The sequence below is a fragment of the Salegentibacter sp. Hel_I_6 genome (assembly GCF_000745315.1).
Classification (GTDB): Bacteria; Bacteroidota; Bacteroidia; order Flavobacteriales; family Flavobacteriaceae; genus Salegentibacter.
The window spans coordinates 16,085-33,902 of the sequence record NZ_JQNQ01000001.1 but is presented as its reverse complement, the minus strand read 5'-3'; the positions used below and the strand labels follow the sequence as shown (position 1 = coordinate 33,902).

Below are 17,818 nucleotides of genomic sequence, written 5' to 3'. Positions count from 1 at the left end.
CTTAAAGATCGATTTCTTTGGTAGCCAAAGTTTCTCCTTTATCTTCAGAATATTGGAGCTTAAGTTTTCCCTGGCTCAAATCTACTTGAGAGGCATTTCTAAGCTCAAAGCTGAAACTTCTTTTTGAATTTGGGGTATAGACTGAAACTCCTTTTACCATTCCAATCTCGGTTTCGGTGCCGTTTTTGGCAATATGAGTAGCTTTTAAATTTCCGTAAACCGACATGTTTCCAGAGCGATTAATCACTAAGGATAGCTTTGGATTCTCACCTGCGGTATTTAAGGATAAATCGGTTAGATCAATGTTAGTAGTAGATTCTCCTTCGCGAACAATTATTGGAATACTTATCCCGAATACTGTTTTAATATTAATAGAAATTCCTTCGCTTTCTTCAGTCTCTTCGGCGCCAAGAGCAGTTTGCTCTTCTACAGCGCGAAAATACATATGCGAGCGATATTCACCCTGTTCCAGGTTCCCGGTTCTTGTTAATTGAACACGAATAGTTTGAGCTTCATTAGGAGCCAAAGCAACCCTTCTTGGGAAATATCTTAGGAAATTTTCTGCAAAACGCTGTCCATTTTCAGGTTCATCTACCTGTTCAAAATTCCCTTTTTCAGTCATTTTGTAGTTCACAAAAGAAATTGCATAAACGGCAGTATCGCTACCGGTATTGGCGAGATTTATTTCCTGAGAACGTTCAGAACCGTCAAATACCAAACGTTTGGGCATAATCATAAGATCACCCTGTGCGTAAGTTGAAAGTCCTGAGAAAATAAAAATGAAAAATAGGAGTAGGGGGCTAAGTAGTTTTTTTATCATATCCTTGGGGCTGGATTTTTGTTATTTCGTTGGTTTCAAAGATAATGAATAAGAATTTACCTGTTAAGGAAATCTAAATTTAATTATAAGAAACGGTCACATTAAAACCAGAGGAATTTGTATAAAATCCGGAAGTCTGATTAGCTTCAAGATTTAATGTTCCCCCTATCTTTATAATATCGGTAATATTCCCTTGCTGTGGTTGTACGGTAAAACGATCTATTATTAAAACCTGGTTAGGATTCTCCTGGTTATATAAAGTGAATTGGTCTGGTAAGGTAATAGAATAATTATTATTCCCGTGAGTAACTATGGCTTCTGCCGGATTTACCGTCCCGGGAATAGCATTGGAGACTTGCACCCCGTACGCAACCCTGGAGCCATCTGGCGATAAAATTACCTGACCCGGATTGTAGGCACTAATAATATTGCCAAAATCTAAGTCTACCGTTTTATCAATTTGGATGGGATCTATTACCGTAGCCCTGCTATTTACGGTAGCCGAGGCCGAATTTTGCGCCAAAGCACTAAACCCGATCAAGCTAAAAAATATAATGAAAAGATAATTTCTCATTGAGATTTTTGTAAAAGCAGTTAGACAAATACTGGTCAAAACTAAAAAACGCCGCCACAAGGGGCGGCGTTTTTTTATATTATATAATTGATTTTTACTATTCGTAAGTGACAGTTACCTCAAAAGTTCCAGTGTAGTTTCCAGTTGCTTGATTTGCTGCAACATTTAAAGTAGCTCCTACACCGACAGTCTGCGCACTTCCTGACCCCGTAGTATTTCCTTCAGCATTATGATTAAAATTATCTACTGTAATTTCTTCAGTTCCGTTTGAAAGATCAACAGTTTCTGGTAATGCAATTGAATAACTAAAACCATCAGCTGCGGTTACATCAAATGTTGCCGCTGTCGGGGTGATAGATCCAATCTGCGATAAAGTGGATGTACTAACATCACTATCTGTGTCAACAACTACTGTTCCAGCAGCATTATTAGCAACTTTTCCGAAGTTTAAATCTTGGCTAGATTCAATTGCAATTGGACTAACAATATCTGCGGCTGCATTAGCTGTAGCAGATGCCGTAGATTCGGAAACTTGTGCAAAAGCAGTTGCTGAAATAAGACTTGTAAGTAGGATAAAAGTAATTTTTTTCATTTTGATTATTTTTAGTTTTGATTTGGGTTCAAAAGTTTAACAGTGCAAATATGGGGGTAAACCCCTATACAAATGAAAACTATTCGATAACCAAAATAAAATACTCGTTGAAATGCACGTTTGGATAAATTTATGATAAAACTACAACGATATAGTAGTTTTTATTGAAGAATTTTCAATTGTAGTTCACGGTAACCTGTAAATCACTATTTGTTTTATAGTCCCCTGGCTCCTGGTTTGGATTAACTATTAGGCTGGCACCCACACGAATTGTTTTACCATCTCCGGCAAGCGAACTGCCGTCGTAATTAGTGGTGAAATCCTGGATTAGCATACTTTCTCCACCATTGGTTAAACGATGACTTCCTTTAGGTAGGCTAATTCCAAAAGCAAAACCGGTTTGCCCGGTAACCTCAAAAGTGGCTGCAGAAATATTTCCTCCTTCGGCTAACTCCAGGTCTCCATTTGTAATCCTGGTATTTTCCGGTGTTAAAATTACAGCGCCTCCATTTTTTGCATCTATATTGGCAAACTGCATATTATTAGTAGTGGTGATACCTATTGGCTGAATGATTTTGGCAGAAGCAGTAAAGTTTGCTGTAGCAGATGCCTGGGAAAAAAGCGGATTAATCCCTAAAAATAAAGTGAAAATCAGAAAAAGGAATTTTTTTATCATCGCTCAACTGCTTCTGCATTGTTATCATAGTTTAAATTTACAAAAGTTTTATTCATATAATCGCCAAAAGGCAAATAAATTCGATGAAATACACTATTTAATTTTAGGATTGGATTTTGCATTTATGGTTTTTCGATCTACTATATTGTAAATCAATTTTTTAATGATTTTAGTTAAGTTTGACATAACCTAAACACTATGGTCCTATTTCGAAGCGGATAATTGTTAGTTTTTAAAAGAATAAACTTACTTTGCCTTCATTAAAAGAAACAAACTAATTTTTAAGCCGTATGAAGAATACTTACACTACAATTTTAAATCTTGAAAAAACCGATTTCGGATTATTACTTTTTCGGTTAGCTATTTCTGGATTGATGCTAACCCACGGGATTCCTAAACTAATTACCTTCTTTACCAGTGATGAAATTCAATTTGCTGACCCTATAGGACTTGGAATGGTGTTTTCTCTTGGGTTTGCCGTATTCGCGGAATTTATCTGTTCCATTTTAGTGATCCTAGGTTTAGGTACCAGATTAGCCGTGTTACCTTTAGTAGCTACCATGGCTGTTGCAGCACTAATTGTGCATTGGACGGATGGCTTTGGAAGACAGGAATTACCTTTATTATATATGAGTGGATATCTTCTTTTATATTTTGCGGGTGCAGGCAGATACTCACTAGATTACTTTTTATTAAATAAAAAATAATGTCTAAAGATCGGCGGGAATTTCTAAAGAAAAGTGGACTCATAGGTCTGGGCGGTTTTATCAGTCCGTTTGCGATATTTTCAGAAGAGAAAGCTATAGACTTTCAACAGGAAACCTTTCTGATTAAAAATGCCGAAATCTTGAGCATGGATGAAGAAATTGGCGATTTCACTTCCGGTAGTCTTTTGGTAGAAAGTGGAAAAATTTCTGAGGTAGGAGAAAATATTGATATTCCGCAGGGAATAGAGGTCATTGATGCGGAAGGTGGGATTTTAATTCCGGGCCTTATAGATTGCCATTGGCATTTATGGACTTCCCTATTAAGAAGTATGTCTGGCGATAGTCCTGATGAAGGTTATTTTAAAATGACTGCAAGGTTTGCTAAACTTTATTCCCCGGCAGATATGGAACTGGCAGCAACTTATGCTATTGCCGAAGCGGTTCATTCCGGAATAACCTGTATTAGCGATTACAATCATAATGCGAGAAACTGGGAATTTGTAAAAGCCAGTTTTGATGCTATGGCCAAAATGGGTATTCGCGGCCACGTTAGTTACGGTACTTACCGGGATATGCCGGAAGATGATCCTAAAGATTTTAAAGGAATAAAAAGCTTAAAAAAGCTAATTGAATCAGATTCAAAATACGATAGCATAAGTTTAGGTCTTGGTTCTCGCTATGCTAACTACAAGAATATAAGTGAAGACTGGAAACGTGCCCGCGATTTAGGATTGAGAGTTACCATACACGCAAGTTCCAACGAAGGTCAAAAAGGGCAGATAGCCTCACTTTTTAGAAAAAATCTTTTAGACAGTGATGTAAACATTATCCACGGAAATGCCATAACCCCTGAAGAAATTAAATTTCTGGAAAGTACCGGTGCGAGTTTAACCATGACTCCTTATTCTGAAATGCGTATTGGGTATGGATTGCCTAAAATAAATGAACTTAACGAATCTACTATAAATTGTTGTGTAGGAATAGATACAACAGCTTTGACAGGGAACGCGCATTTATTGGATTCCTTGAAAATGCTGCAAAATTTGGGAAATGCTAATGCTAAAGATGAATTCTACATTAATCCAAAAGAGGTTTTAAAGATGGCTACAATTAATGCGGCCAAAAATCTTGGAATAGAAAAAGAAACAGGCTCTCTTACCCCGGGGAAAAGTGCCGATTTGGTTTTGTTAAAGAAGAATGATATTAATTTTTCTACAGGTAATAAACCGTATCATTTATTAATAGAGTCTGCTTTACCAGAAAATATAGACCTGGTCATGGTTAAGGGGAAAATCCTGAAGTACGATGGAAAATTGACAGGAATAAATTTAGAAAAACTTATAGAAAAAGCCGGAAATAGATTCACTGAAATGAATAAAGAAATAGAATAAAAAACCTCCTAAAAATATTATATCTTATCCGGGAGGCTTATTTAAGTTATTATTTATTAGAGATCAGTTATCTTGCTTTGTGTCAGGATCAGTGATATCATCTAAGTTTTTCTTTTCTTTAGAAGTTCCCTTTTTATTAAACTGATAATTTTCTTCATCAACCAACTTTTCTTTATCATTTTTTGAAGTTTGATTGCTACCTGGAATATCCATATTATCTGCTGTAAAATCTACAGGTTTATCTCTATCCAGTTGCTTATCGTGACCTTTATTCATACTTCGTCCTTTTTTATTTAAGGCTTGTTTGTCTTCAGCAGTAATATCAGGATTATATTTCTTCTTTTTTTCTTCTTTACTCATAATATTATTTTTCTTCAAATTAAAAAATAGCTTAAAAAATAGCGGAAATTTCAGGTTAAAATCTGGTTAAATAAAAAGGCCTGAAAAGATTTTAATCCTTTCAGGCCTTTTAGAATAATTGGAATTTAGTTGGTTATTCTGATTCCAGCATAGCGAAAAATTTATCCAGATTTGGAATAATTACAATTCTGGTTCTTCTGTTTTTTGCACGGTTATCATTATTAGTATTATCTACTAAAGGCTGGTAGCTACTTCTTCCTGCTGCAATAAGTTTCTCTGGTGCAACATCGTACTTATCCTGAAGCAAACGAACGATTGAGGTTGCTCTTCTTACACTTAAATCCCAGTTATCCTGGATGTATGAACCTTCAACCATAGTACGATCGTCAGTATGACCTTCAATCATTACTTCCATTGCTGGCTCAGAGTTAATTACTTCAGCAAGCTTTTTCAATAGTGGCTGTGCATCTCTGGAAACTCTGTAACTTCCAGTTCCAAATAATAATTTATCTGAAACATTAATCATTACTACAGTCTCATCAACAGTAATATTTATGTCCTCGTCTTCAGCTCCTTCAGAAATATTGTTCTTTATATTGTGAGAAATTGCGAGGTTAATAGAATCTTCTAAAGTTTCAGCACCTGCCACTTTATCCTGATCCATTTTTGCAATTGTAGCCCGCATTTTGTCCTTATTATTGTTAGACATTACGGTAAGATCGTTCATTTCCATTTTGCTATCGTTCTCCTGGCGTAAAGAATTGATCTTAGAATTATAGTCTGCTACTCGCTCTTCTATACGAGCATATTTTTCTTCAATTTCTTCTTTCTCTACCTGAGTTTTTTGCAATGTGCTTTGAGTATCATCTAACTCGTCCTCTAATGCCACATATTTTTTCTTAGAAACACATGAGCTTAGCATTGTTGCAGCTAAAACAGTTACGGCGATTGTTCTTTTCATATTTCGGATTTTTAAATTAAGCCTTTGTTATTTATTTTTAAGATTTGGTTGTTGCAAGGCTTTCCTAAACTGGGCGAGAATCGTACCAAGGCATATTATTTCAATTCTGTATTTAAAGTATTTTGTATGTTATGGTATCTTTTAGCAGCTCATACTATGCATTTTAGCACATTTTAAAGCATAGATTTAATTTTTAAAATAATTACTGTGGAATAAATTTTTTGAAATTAAATTTTGTGGAATTTTAGAAAAACTGTGGCAAAAATGCACACTTTATTACTGATTTGTATTCAAAATGAATATAAAACATAAAAAGTTAAATAACTATATATCAGTATTATAAGTATAATTTTTTTGTAATTTTCTATGCTAATTATTAAAAGGGGACTTATGAAAAATTTAAAAGCTTTTTACCTATTGTTTTTTTCTTTGCTATTGGTCTTTAGTTTATCGGCTTGTAGTAATGATGATGATGTAGACGATATTGATGACGTTACCGACGATCTTACCGATGATATAAATGGAGGATCTGACGACGATGGTGACGATGAGGATAATGCAAATGGAAATGGAGACGGTAATGGGACACCAGACCCAGATGCCCTGGCCGTTTTTATCTTAATAGATGAAGAAAGCATTGATAATGGAAATGAACCCAACGATTTTTCTGAGTCTGATGTGAACGATAATATTTCTGAAGTTGGGCAGCGTCAGGTGCTCGAATTTTTTAATACGAATCCTGGAGAAGAAATAACGCTTTACACGGGTCAAACCGGAGATGAAGGTTGGTTTGCCTTAACCGGTATTCTTGCTTCCTGGTATGATGACGGCCCGACAGAAAGCGGTGCAAGGAATTTCCTCCAGGCTGGACCAGGACTTGGACAAAATGAAAGCGATGATCTTTTAGACGAAGTTCCTGATGTAGTACCACTGCGAGCTACCGGTCTTTCAATGTTAACAGGACAAACAATTATTGCCGTAGTTTTTGACAGTGATATTAGTATTAATTACGATCCTATTGAAGGTAATTTACAAGGAGAAAACCTGGGCTTGGTAGCTTTTGAAGTTTTAAGTGTAGCCGAAAGGACTGCTGGATCATCCTCAGACCTTCCTTCGGTGAATATAAGAATTCTGGATCTGGAGGATGTTGAAGCTCTGGAATTACACTTATTTACCAATGCTCCGATTCCGGAATCGTCTTCTGAACCAGAAGATACCGTACCCCCTTCAACTATTCCTAATATTGAATTGAACAGCGCAGATTAAGCTTAATTAACTTAATCTTAGGCTTAAATACTTTAAAATATCTATGGAATGCAATAAATTTGAATTTCTAGCGAATACGGGATTTGGAAAAAGAAAAGAAGACGAAAAAAAATAAATACCGAATATTAAAGATCCTCGCAAAATTCTTTGCGGGGCTCTTTATTTTTATAATATTATTGCTGCTTTTTATAAGAAGTCCCTGGGGACAGGATATTATTAAAAACCAGGTAGTAAAGAATATTTCCAGTAAAACCGATACTGAAATCAGCCTTGACAAACTTTTTATCACCTTCTCAGGAAATATCCAACTTGATGGGCTTTACCTGGAAGATGAACACGGTGATACGCTGGTTTATTCAAAATCGCTGGAGGCCGATATTCCTATTTGGCCAATTATTCAGGGGAACGCAATAAGCGTAGATCAACTGGATTGGGAAGGTTTAAAGGCAAATATTGTAAGAAAAGATTCGGTTGAAGGTTTCAATTACGAATTTTTAATGAAAGCTTTCGCTACAGATTCTACACAACAAGCCCCTCCGGAACAAACTTCTCAAGATACTAGTGCAACACAGGAAATAAATATAGGTAATATCAACTTTAAAGATTTTGACATAAATTTTAAAGATGATGTTATGGGTATAGATACCGAAGTATCCCTCGGTAAGCTTAACCTGGAATTCCAAAAGACCAATCTTGAGGAAATGGACTTTAGGGTTGAAAATGCAAGTATCTCCAATACAAGAATAAAATACATTCAAAACAAAGCTTTCCCTGAGCTGGAAAATGAAGACCCGCCACCAATGCCATATTTGGTAATAGATAATTTTAATCTGGATAATGTACAGGTTACTTATAATTCCAGTCCAGATGGAATTAAAGCAGATATGGATATCAGGGAATTTTTGGCTGAAGTTCCACTTATGGATCTAAAAAACCAGGAAATAGAAGTGAATAAAATTGCTCTTCAAAAATCTGATATTAAGGTTGAGATGAAAACTTTAGAAAAGGATCAGGATACTACAACTACCGAAACTCAACCTTTTTCCTGGCCCGAATGGAAAGTTAATGTGAATAAAATTGACCTTTCTGATAATCAACTAAGTTATTTCGTAGACGGGGCAACTCCTAAAAAAGGAGCGTTTAATCCCAATTCCGTTGTGATTGACTCTCTAGATTTTAAAGCGAATATTTTATTTTTAAAAGACGAAAAGGCCGGTGCTGAAATTGCAGCACTAAACTTTAAGGAAGCTTCCGGGCTTAAGTTGAAAAAGTTGAATTTTAACCTTAATCTTGAAAACACACAACTTGATCTTTCAAATGTGGCTCTGGCACTCAACGAGAATCAATTAGGAGGAGAAGCGAGTTTGAAATATAATTCTATCCAGGAATTAATTGATAATGCTGAATCGGCTCAAGTATCATTAAATTTTCCAACAATCTCGGTAGATGTTAGAGATGCTTTTAGGTTTCAACCAGATCTAAAATCCAATCCTTATATGTTGGAGTTAAGCAAAAATAAGGTTACTGGTAACTTTCAAGCATCCGGAAAACTTTCTGCGATTGCTATTTCCAGGGCTAACTTTAATTGGAAAAACACGTCATTTTCCGCTAACGGAAATATTTACAACGCCACCGATCCCGATAATATTCGATTTAATATTCCCCGATTTAATGCAAAATCAAGAAAATTTGATCTTACCGGCTTTGTAAGCGAAAAAGACCTTGGAATAAGTATTCCGAAGAATATTCAGTTAAGCGGAAATCTTAAGGGTAGTGCTGAAGATATTACCACGAAAGCCTTTTTACAAACTTCTGAAGGTAATATTCGTTTGGAAGGGAATTTTGCCAACCAGGAGGAGATTGTGTTTCAGGGCAATATGACTTCTGAAGAACTTCAACTTGGAAATCTTTTGCAAAATGAAAGCCTGGGCGCTTTAAATCTTGAAATTAAAACTTCAGGTAGGGGAAGCACTGTAAATACGCTAAATGCTAAATTAGACGCTACCATAAATTCTTTTTCCTACAATGATTATGAAATTACCGATCTTAATATAAATGGTGATATAGAAAACGGAACCGGTAATATAAGTTCAAGTTATAAAGATGAGAATATAGATTTAGCGCTAAACTCCCAGGTTGAACTTGATTCAGTTAAGCCAAAAGCAAATCTTAACCTGGATTTAAAAGGGATAAGATTGCAGGAAATGGGGCTGTCTTCCCGGGATATTCGACTTGGTTTTAAATTAAATGCCCGGTTTGAAGGAAATGCTGAAGAATATGAAACTTATGCCGATTTTACCAAGGCGGTGGTGGTATACGATGATGACACTTATCTCCCCGGCGATTTAAATGCACACGCATTTGTAAGAACCGATTCTACTTCTTTGCAAATAAGTAATAAAATATTAGAGCTGGATCTAAAATCTAATGCCGATCCTGTAGATTTCTCCAGGGCGCTTAACCGGCACTATGAATCTTATTTTACAGATGTAGATCCACTGGATACCGTGCAAAAACCGGTAAATCTTAAGCTTCGCGGAACAATAATAGATGCCCCGGTTTTAAATGAAGTGTTTTTATCGAGTCTTGAGCAATTAGACACCATTCATATTGAAGCCGATTTTATAGAGAAAGAGCGAAAACTAAACGCTTTAGTAAGCCTTCCCTATATAAATTATGCGGGTAGTGAGATTGATAGTCTTGAATTCAGCTTAAATTCAGATCCTGAAAATTTTGATTTTAATCTCGGTTTTAAAGCCATAAACTCAGGTCCATTGGCAATCCAGGAAACAGATTTTAATGGGAGTCTATCTGAAGATAAATTATTTTTAGATTTTACATCGACCCAGGGAGAAGAACGTTTGATCCATATTGCTTCAGAAATAAGCAAACCCGGCGATAGTCTTCGTTTTCATATAAATCCGGAAGATCTAATTTTAAATAAAAATGAATGGTCGCTTTCTCCTGAAAACGAAATTATAATTGCTGGAGAAAATATAACAGCAAATAACTTCTCACTTAATCGTAACAATCAGGAAGTAAGGATAAGCAGTGATTTGCCTAATTCTAATGATAATCATGTAGGTCTGGAATTCAGCAATTTTAGACTGGCTTCGTTAGTGAATTATCTTAATCCTGAAGAAAAACTTGCTTCAGGCCAGCTAAATGGATATTTAATTTTAGAAGATCCGCTTCAAAAAATAGGAATTTTGGCTGGTTTAGAAATTAACGATCTACACGCTATGGAAGTTGAACTTGGAAAACTTACTTTAAACTCTACTCCTAAAGACGATTTTCAATATGATGTGGGAATGGCCATTAAAGGCGAAAATGTAGACCTGGATTTGACCGGAGATTTTAAAGCCTTAGATTCTACAACCGCTTTAAATATGGAGATGAATATTAATAGAATTAATATGAAAACCATGGAAGCTTTTTCTGCCGGTGCAATTACTAACGGGGAAGGCAGTTTATCCGGAAATTTAAGTTTAGGAGGGGATACAGCAAACCCCGAATATTCTGGCGAGCTTCAGTTTGATGAGGCTAAATTTAATTTAGCAATGCTAAATGCCCCGTTTACTTTCCCTTCAGAAACTTTAAAATTTGATAATGAAGGTCTCTATTTTAATCAATTTAAGGTAGAAGATGAGAATTCAAATAGCTTTGTTGTAGATGGGGAAGTGCTAACCGAAAGTTATCTAAATCCCGAATTCGATCTTAGCTTTAAGGCAAGAAATTTTCAGGTTTTAAATGCTTCAAAAGAGGATAATGAGTTGTTTTACGGGACAGCCGTTTTTGATGCTGATGCTACTTTAACCGGAGATCTAAATATCCCAAAAATGGATATGGAGATTAGTATAGGCTCCAAAACCGATTTTACTTATGTACTGCCCGAAGAAGAATTGGCGATGCAAGAAAGGGATGGAATTGTGATCTTTACAAATAGAGAAAATCCCGATGATATTTTAACCGGGGGCGAGGAAGAAGAATCTACAAACCTTGCCGGGTACGATATTAGCGCACGAATCAAAATTGAGGAATCGGCCGCATTTAATATCATTATAGACGAGCAAACGGGAGATAACTTCAGGGTGAAAGGAGAAGGAGATCTTGACTTTAAAATGAATCCTAACGGTAGGATGAACCTTTCTGGAGCTTACACTATGAGTAGTGGCCATTATGAAATGAGTTTATATAACCTGGTGAAAAGACGTTTTGAAATCGCAGAAGGAAGCCGTATTACCTGGTCTGGCGATCCTTTTGATGCCAGCCTGGACGTTAGTGCAATTTACCGGGTAGAGACTTCACCGTCTTCACTTATGGCCCAGGATGGTACTAACCAGTTTAGACGGGAACTACCATTTTTAGTTTATCTAAATGTAGATGGGGAACTTATGCAACCCAAATTATCTTTTGGACTACAAATGCCCGATGAAGAACAAGGTGCTGCCGGGGGGCAGGTTTATGGAAGGATTCAGCAATTGAATTCACAGGAAGCTGAATTAAACAAGCAGGTGTTTTCGCTACTGGTACTTAACCGTTTTTATCCCACTTCAGGAAGTGATGGTAGCGCCGGCGGAAACCTGGCAATTGCCAGAGATAATTTAAACCAGGCACTTTCAGACCAACTAAATATGTTTTCTGATAAATTATTGGGAGACACCGGGATTGAACTTAATTTTGGGGTGGACAGCTACACCGATTATCAGGGAAATTCGGCTACAGAGCGAACCCAGGTAGATATTGAAGCGCAAAAGAAATTATTAGACGATAGATTAATTGTTAGTGTGGGTAGTGAAGTAGATGTGCAGGGAGATAGAAGGCCAAATGAAGAAGCAAGCCCGGTGATAGGTAATGTGAGTATTGAATATTTACTTACTGAAAATGGACGTTTCAGGTTAAAAGGTTTTCGAAGAAATGAATTTGAAAATATTATAGACGGCCAGCTTATAGTAAGTGGAATTGCCTTTATTTTCACCCGGGAATTTAATGAATTTCAGGAGCTATGGGATAACTTCTTTTTGAAAGAAGAGGAAACTTCAGCTGAAAATAATGAAGAAGAAAATTAAGGAATGAAAAGCTATTTTAAATATATATTACTCTTAATAGGCTTGGTTTTAGCTCAATCCTGTAATGTAAAAAAGTTTGTGCCAGAAGATGAATTGCTCTATACCGGTGCTAGCATTGAAATAAAAAGTGACACGACCATAAAAAACAAATCAGGTTTAGAAACCGAATTAAATTCGGTATTAAGGCCGCAGCCAAATAGTAAGTTTTTAGGAATGCAGCCGGGACTTTATTTTCATTATAAAGCCCAGCGGGAGAAACCGGGATTTATCAATAAATTTCTTAATAAGCAAATAGGTGAGGAGCCCGTATATGGTAGCGATGTAGATCCAATTCGCACTGAAGATTTACTTAAAAACCGATTAGAAAATAGGGGATTTTTCTATAGTAGTGTTATAGCCTCGGTAAATAGAAAGGAAGAGAAGAAGGAAATGAGCATAGGTTATACAGCAGATGTTCCTACGCCATATTTGCTTGAAAACTATAAACTGGATACAGATTCATTGCAGGTTTATAAAGATATAAAGGTACAAATACCGGAATCACCTATAAATAAAGGAATGCGGTTTGACCTTTCAGCTTTAAAATTAGAAAGAGAGCGAATTGATCAGAATTTAAAAAGACAGGGATATTATAACTTTAATAGTGGTTTCCTGGTTTTTGAGGCCGATACCAATCAATATGATCAGAAAAAATTTGATCTGTTTTTGAGATTAAAAAAAGATGTCCCCCAGGAAAGTATTATTCCATATAGAATTCAGGAGGTAAACGTTTATCCTAATTATGAGGTAGGTACCGATAGTTCTTCAACTAACACCAGGTATGCCGAAAAGAATTTTTACCAGGATGAAGAGTTTTTTAAACCAAAACATTTAGAACCTTACGTGCTTATTAACGAAGGAGATTTATATAATCCACAAATTTCAAGCAATACTTCCCGAAGATTAGGAGGAATTGGAGCCTATAAATTTATTAATATTAGTTACAAAGAAATAGACAGTCTATCTACAGATAGTTTGGGGGTTTTGGAGACAAATATTTATTTATCTCCTCTAAAGAAAAGATCAGTAAGGGCAGAGTTACAGGCTGTCACGAAATCTAATGGTTTTACAGGACCAAGTTTGGCGCTTAGCTATACCAACCGAAATTTATTCCGGGGAGGTGAAATTTTAAACCTAACAGGAGATTTTGGATATGAAGTGCAGGCAGGTGGTGGCACACAAGCTGGTTTAAATAGTATTCAAATTGGAGCAGAAGGGGAGCTAATTTTCCCCAGGGTATTATTTCCAATAGACATAAACGAAGACTGGTTTTCTTATTCTATTCCAAAAACAAGAACCAGTTTAGGAGTTAATTATTTAAAAAGAAGTCAGTTATTCAGTCTGGCCTCAATATCTGCAAGATTTGGATATACCTGGAGGGCTAATCGCTTTATAACTCATGAGTTTAACCCAATTTCTTTAAATTATGTAAACCTGGCAAATACCAGTGCAGAGTTTGATACGATATTAGAAGATAATGCTTTTCTAAGAAGCAGTTTTAACCAGGAATTTATTGCTGGTTTAACCTATTCTTTTACTTATAATGGGATGATAGATCAAAATCTACGGCACCAGTTTTTTGTGAATTCTACCTTAGATATTGCGGGTAATTTAATAGATGCTGTTAGTGGTAATGGAGAAGAAGATCCACAAACATTTTTAGGCTTGGAATATGCGCAATATGCTAAAGCCGATGTAGATTTTAGGTATCACCTAAAAGTAGGCGATGATTCTAAAATTGCCAGTAGAGTATTTGCTGGTTATGGATTGCCTTATGGAAATTCTACCGTATTACCATTCACCAAGCAATATTTTGCGGGAGGGCCTTATAGTGTCAGAGCTTTTAACACGCGCTCTCTTGGCCCGGGAACTTATACACCGGAAGATGATACAGGAGCATTTTTTGACCAAGCGGGTAATGTTCGTTTAGAAGCAAACCTGGAATATCGATTCCCACTTTTCCCATATTTATACGGTGCTGTTTTTGCCGATGCAGGAAATGTTTGGAATACAGGAGAAAACAGTAATTTAGACGGAGGGGAGTTCAGCAATGATTTTATGAATGAATTAGGTATTGGTACAGGCTTTGGCTTGAGAGTAGATATACAGAGTTTTGTAATTCGTGTAGATCTTGCCGCCCCGGTGCATGATCCTTCATTACAAGAAGGGCAGCGTTGGGAGTTTGATTATGCAAATCCTGTGCTTAATTTTGCTATTGGATATCCGTTTTAATCCGTCCCGAGGATTTGATTTTCTGTCCCGATGATTAGGGATGACTCGAATGAAAAAATTTTCTGATTCATACCTCGTGGGTTTGCTCCGGGGTTCTTGATTTATTATTGAAATATGCACGCTGAAATTCTAAACCACGTTACTTCAAAAATCGATCTTTCTAAAGATGAACAGTTGGAATTTACGGGAATTCTTACTGAGAAAAGGATTTCAAAAAAACAATATTTAATTGAACCTGGGCAGCCTGTAGACTGTGAATATTACGTGGTTAAAGGCTGTTTAGAGGCTTTCTATTTAGATGAAGATGGCAATAAACACATAATCCAATTTGCTGTAGAAGATTGGTGGATAAGCGATTTTGAAGCTTTCTTTGGAAATAATCCCGCGCAATTATATGTTGAGGCCATAGAAGATTCCGTCCTGTTGGGAATTCATCGTGATACCCTGGAAACTTTATATAAACGAATTCCTAAATTTGAACGTTTTTTCAGAATAAAAACTACCAATGCTTTTGTAGCTCTTAGAAGTAGAATTCTTTCTTCACTTCAAAAAAGTAATAAGGAACGTTATCTTGAATTTTGTTATACCTATCCCGAAATTGAAAAACGTGTCGCTAATTACCATATCGCAAATTACCTTGGAATAAAACCAGAAAGCTTAAGTAGGCTTAGAAAAGAGCTTCTAGCTTAACAATATTTAACAGGCTTTACTAACATACATCAAGTAATTTCTCTTTCTGTTCTTCTAATTTTACTCTGAAAAAATTGCTAAGAGAAAGATTAATAATATTAAGCTATTATATTTATGAGCAAAGAACAAAATTTATTAAAGTCATATAATTTAAACGGATTAGAACTTCCAAATAGAGTGGTGATGGCACCAATGACAAGAAGTCGCGCCGATAATCCTGAAAACAAACCTACTGAAGGACTTCACGATGTTTATTACACCCAAAGAGCTTCTGCCGGACTTATCATTACAGAAGGTTCCCAGGTTTCTAAAGAAGCTGTAGGCTACGTAAATACTCCGGGAATTTTCACTAAGGAACAGGTTGAAGGGTGGAGAATGGTCAATAAAAAAGTACACGAAGCCAATGGCCGAATGTTCATTCAGCTTTGGCACGTAGGAAGAATGTCTCATCCAGATTTTCATAACGGTGATTTACCTTTATCTGCTTCAGCAATAAATCCTGAAGCACAATCTTATACTCCTGATGGTTTTAAAGACACGGTGACACCAAAGGAAATGAGTATTGAAGATATAAAGAGAACTATTCAGGATTTTAAAAATGGCGCAAAGAATGCTATGGAAGCCGATTTTGATGGGATTGAAATTCACTCTTCAAATGGTTATTTATTTCACCAGTTTTTTAATGGAACTTCTAATAAAAGAAGTGATGAATATGGCGGAAGTATAGAAAATCGTGCTAAAATTCTTTTTGAAACTATAGACGCGATAAAAGAAGTAATGCCAGAAAATAAAATAGGGTTAAGGTTGAATCCTTCACTTCACGGTATTTTTGGAATGACGATGGATGAAGAAACCATCCCAACATTCGATTATATAATTAAGAAGTTAAATGAATATGATCTTGCATATTTACATTTATCTGAGCCATTTAACGATGTTTCCGAGGTGCCGCATGCAGTCGCTGAAATCGCAAAAAGATACCGCCCAATGTATAATGGGACACTAATGATTAATGCAGGTTTCGATAAAGAATCTGGAAATAAAGTTATTGAAGAAGGCAATGCCGATTTAGTTGCTTTTGGGAAACCGTATATTTCAAATCCAGATTTAGTAGAACGTTTTGCTGAAGATATTCCACTTTCAGACTGGGATTCAGATACTTTCTATGTTCCTGGCAAGAAAGGTTATATAGATTATGAAGCTAAAGCAAGAAAGCAGGAAGCTTAAAAGATTCTGTTTAATTGCAATGTTTGAGAGGTTGTTTGGAGTTAATATTTTCTTGTCACGTGTCATGCTGAACTCGTTCCAGCATCTAATTTGTTTATGATTTTAAACATGTTAGACCCTGAAACCAGTTCAGGGTGACGAGAAAAAAAACTTTCCAAACAACCTCTTTTTTATTCCTTAAAGCGAAATCACATTTTTACCAATAGATTTCCCCGATTCCTGGAAACTGTGAACTTCTTTAAATGTTTCAGCTTTAAGTCCGCTGAAAGTTTTATTTAGGGTGGTTTCAATAGTTTTTTCCTCTAAAAGTTTCGAAATTCTCTCAAGGATCTCGTGCTGTTTGTGCAAATCTGGGGTTTGAAATTTTGCACGGGTAAACATTAATTCCCAGTGAAAAGCCGCACTTTTATTTTTTAGTTTATTTAGATCTACCGGATTTTTTGTTTCCACAATGGAACAAATATTTCCCTGTGGTTTTATGAGTTCAGCCATGGCATCCCAATGCATATCGGTATCAGCAAAATTCAGGATAAAATCAACTTGACCATAGCCTTTAGATTTCATTTCTTCTTCCAGGTTTTTATGATTTATAATCACATCGGCTCCCATATTTCGGCACCATTCTTCGGTTTCATTTCTGGAAGCTGTTGCTATCACATTAAATTTGGTTAATTTCTTTAAAAGCTGGATCGCAATAGAACCAACCCCACCGGCACCACCAATAATTAGAATATCCTGATTTTCACCCGAATTCTCCTCGATCTTTAAGCGTTCAAAAATACATTCCCAGGCTGTGAGGGAAGTAAGCGGCAGCGCTGCAGCTTCTTCAAAGCTTAGGTTTTTAGGTTTGTGGCCGGTGATATTTTCATTTACCAATTGAAATTCAGCATTACAACCGGGCCTATCTATTTCGCCGGCATAAAAGACTTCGTCTCCCTGTTTAAATTTGGTGACTTTATTGCCAACTCTTTCAACAATTCCGGCAGCATCCCAGCCAAGGATCTTCGGCTTATCTAATTCCTTATCCTTTGCGGCATTTTGCCTCACTTTAAAATCTACGGGATTTACTGAAATCGCTTTAATGCGCACCAATAGGTCTGAATCGCCCGGTTTTGGTTCTTCAGTATTGAATTCAATAAAACTATGTTCCTGATCTATTGGGAGTGATTTTTTTATTCCTATGGCCTTCATAAATTGATTTTTAAATTTGAGAA

Annotated in this window: 14 protein-coding genes; 7 read left to right on the top strand and 7 right to left on the bottom strand. The window is 36.1% G+C overall.

The window, feature by feature from the left end; genetic code table 11:
* Position 1: 1 nt before the first annotated feature.
* The 4 genes from FG27_RS00125 to FG27_RS00110 all read right to left on the bottom strand — a co-directional run bounded on the left by FG27_RS00125 (position 2) and on the right by FG27_RS00110 (position 2,662).
* Positions 2-820 carry a molecular chaperone gene (locus tag FG27_RS00125; RefSeq protein WP_037313979.1) on the bottom strand — a complete coding sequence of 273 codons (819 nt, stop codon included), beginning with the start codon at positions 818-820 and terminating at the stop codon, positions 2-4.
* Positions 821-899: 79 nt separating this feature from the next.
* A complete protein-coding gene (locus tag FG27_RS00120) occupies positions 900-1,394 on the bottom strand; it encodes a DUF4402 domain-containing protein (RefSeq protein ID WP_037313976.1) in 495 nt (164 codons plus the stop codon).
* 97 nt (positions 1,395-1,491) lie between these two features.
* The gene (locus FG27_RS00115) at positions 1,492-1,986 is read right to left on the bottom strand and encodes a DUF4402 domain-containing protein (protein ID WP_037313974.1); all 495 of its coding nucleotides are present in this window, start codon (positions 1,984-1,986) and stop codon (positions 1,492-1,494) included.
* Positions 1,987-2,161: 175 nt separating this feature from the next.
* The gene (locus FG27_RS00110; protein ID WP_051935710.1) at positions 2,162-2,662 is read right to left on the bottom strand and encodes a DUF4402 domain-containing protein; all 501 of its coding nucleotides are present in this window, start codon (positions 2,660-2,662) and stop codon (positions 2,162-2,164) included.
* Positions 2,663-2,952: 290 nt separating this feature from the next.
* On the opposite strand from FG27_RS00110, the gene FG27_RS00105 reads away from it, so the two are divergent.
* Both FG27_RS00105 and FG27_RS00100 read left to right on the top strand, forming a co-directional pair.
* Positions 2,953-3,369 (top strand): DoxX family protein, encoded by a 417-nt coding sequence (locus FG27_RS00105; protein ID WP_037313972.1) that lies wholly within the window; start codon positions 2,953-2,955, stop codon positions 3,367-3,369.
* On the top strand, positions 3,369-4,760 hold the full coding sequence (locus tag FG27_RS00100) for an amidohydrolase family protein (RefSeq protein ID WP_037313970.1): 1,392 nt from the start codon (positions 3,369-3,371) through the stop codon (positions 4,758-4,760). The genes FG27_RS00105 and FG27_RS00100 overlap by 1 nt, the downstream gene beginning before the upstream one ends.
* A gap of 63 nt (positions 4,761-4,823) precedes the next feature.
* Here the strand turns inward: FG27_RS00100 and FG27_RS00095 are convergent, their stop codons facing one another.
* Complete coding sequence (locus tag FG27_RS00095; RefSeq protein WP_037313969.1) at positions 4,824-5,120, bottom strand: hypothetical protein; 297 nt, start codon at positions 5,118-5,120, stop codon at positions 4,824-4,826.
* A 133-nt stretch (positions 5,121-5,253) separates the two neighbouring features.
* A complete protein-coding gene (locus tag FG27_RS00090; protein WP_037313967.1) occupies positions 5,254-6,081 on the bottom strand; it encodes an OmpA family protein in 828 nt (275 codons plus the stop codon).
* A 390-nt stretch (positions 6,082-6,471) separates the two neighbouring features.
* Here FG27_RS00090 and FG27_RS00085 point away from each other — a divergent pair, with 390 nt between their 5' ends.
* From FG27_RS00085 to FG27_RS00065, 5 genes are all read left to right on the top strand, one after another.
* Positions 6,472-7,347: a hypothetical protein gene (locus tag FG27_RS00085; protein WP_037321836.1), complete on the top strand. Its 876-nt coding sequence runs from the start codon at positions 6,472-6,474 to the stop codon at positions 7,345-7,347.
* Positions 7,348-7,430: 83 nt separating this feature from the next.
* Complete coding sequence (locus tag FG27_RS00080) at positions 7,431-12,416, top strand: translocation/assembly module TamB (protein WP_231563205.1); 4,986 nt, start codon at positions 7,431-7,433, stop codon at positions 12,414-12,416.
* 3 nt (positions 12,417-12,419) lie between these two features.
* Positions 12,420-14,687, top strand: a complete 2,268-nt coding sequence (locus FG27_RS00075) for a BamA/TamA family outer membrane protein (RefSeq protein ID WP_037313963.1) — start codon at positions 12,420-12,422, stop codon at positions 14,685-14,687.
* Between the two features lie 114 nt (positions 14,688-14,801).
* Positions 14,802-15,377: a Crp/Fnr family transcriptional regulator gene (locus FG27_RS00070; protein ID WP_037313960.1), complete on the top strand. Its 576-nt coding sequence runs from the start codon at positions 14,802-14,804 to the stop codon at positions 15,375-15,377.
* A 114-nt stretch (positions 15,378-15,491) separates the two neighbouring features.
* On the top strand, positions 15,492-16,604 hold the full coding sequence (locus FG27_RS00065) for an alkene reductase (RefSeq protein WP_037313957.1): 1,113 nt from the start codon (positions 15,492-15,494) through the stop codon (positions 16,602-16,604).
* A gap of 177 nt (positions 16,605-16,781) precedes the next feature.
* On the opposite strand, the gene FG27_RS00060 is transcribed toward FG27_RS00065, so the two are convergent.
* Positions 16,782-17,795 (bottom strand): zinc-binding alcohol dehydrogenase family protein, encoded by a 1,014-nt coding sequence (locus tag FG27_RS00060; RefSeq protein WP_037313954.1) that lies wholly within the window; start codon positions 17,793-17,795, stop codon positions 16,782-16,784.
* Positions 17,796-17,818: the final 23 nt, after the last annotated feature.

Excerpts from the sequence above, each read along its gene's own strand:
- FG27_RS00115 (WP_037313974.1), bottom strand. The coding sequence starts at position 1,986 with ATGAAAAAAATTACTTTTATCCTACTTACAAGTCTTATTTCAGCAACT.
- FG27_RS00070 (WP_037313960.1), top strand. The coding sequence starts at position 14,802 with ATGCACGCTGAAATTCTAAACCACGTTACTTCAAAAATCGATCTTTCT.
- FG27_RS00095 (WP_037313969.1), bottom strand. The coding sequence starts at position 5,120 with ATGAGTAAAGAAGAAAAAAAGAAGAAATATAATCCTGATATTACTGCT.
- FG27_RS00105 (WP_037313972.1), top strand. The coding sequence starts at position 2,953 with ATGAAGAATACTTACACTACAATTTTAAATCTTGAAAAAACCGATTTC.
- FG27_RS00065 (WP_037313957.1), top strand. The coding sequence starts at position 15,492 with ATGAGCAAAGAACAAAATTTATTAAAGTCATATAATTTAAACGGATTA.
- FG27_RS00125 (WP_037313979.1), bottom strand. The coding sequence starts at position 820 with ATGATAAAAAAACTACTTAGCCCCCTACTCCTATTTTTCATTTTTATT.
- FG27_RS00090 (WP_037313967.1), bottom strand. The coding sequence starts at position 6,081 with ATGAAAAGAACAATCGCCGTAACTGTTTTAGCTGCAACAATGCTAAGC.
- FG27_RS00075 (WP_037313963.1), top strand. The coding sequence starts at position 12,420 with ATGAAAAGCTATTTTAAATATATATTACTCTTAATAGGCTTGGTTTTA.
- FG27_RS00085 (WP_037321836.1), top strand. The coding sequence starts at position 6,472 with ATGAAAAATTTAAAAGCTTTTTACCTATTGTTTTTTTCTTTGCTATTG.
- FG27_RS00060 (WP_037313954.1), bottom strand. The coding sequence starts at position 17,795 with ATGAAGGCCATAGGAATAAAAAAATCACTCCCAATAGATCAGGAACAT.
- FG27_RS00120 (WP_037313976.1), bottom strand. The coding sequence starts at position 1,394 with ATGAGAAATTATCTTTTCATTATATTTTTTAGCTTGATCGGGTTTAGT.
- FG27_RS00110 (WP_051935710.1), bottom strand. The coding sequence starts at position 2,662 with ATGATAAAAAAATTCCTTTTTCTGATTTTCACTTTATTTTTAGGGATT.
- FG27_RS00100 (WP_037313970.1), top strand. The coding sequence starts at position 3,369 with ATGTCTAAAGATCGGCGGGAATTTCTAAAGAAAAGTGGACTCATAGGT.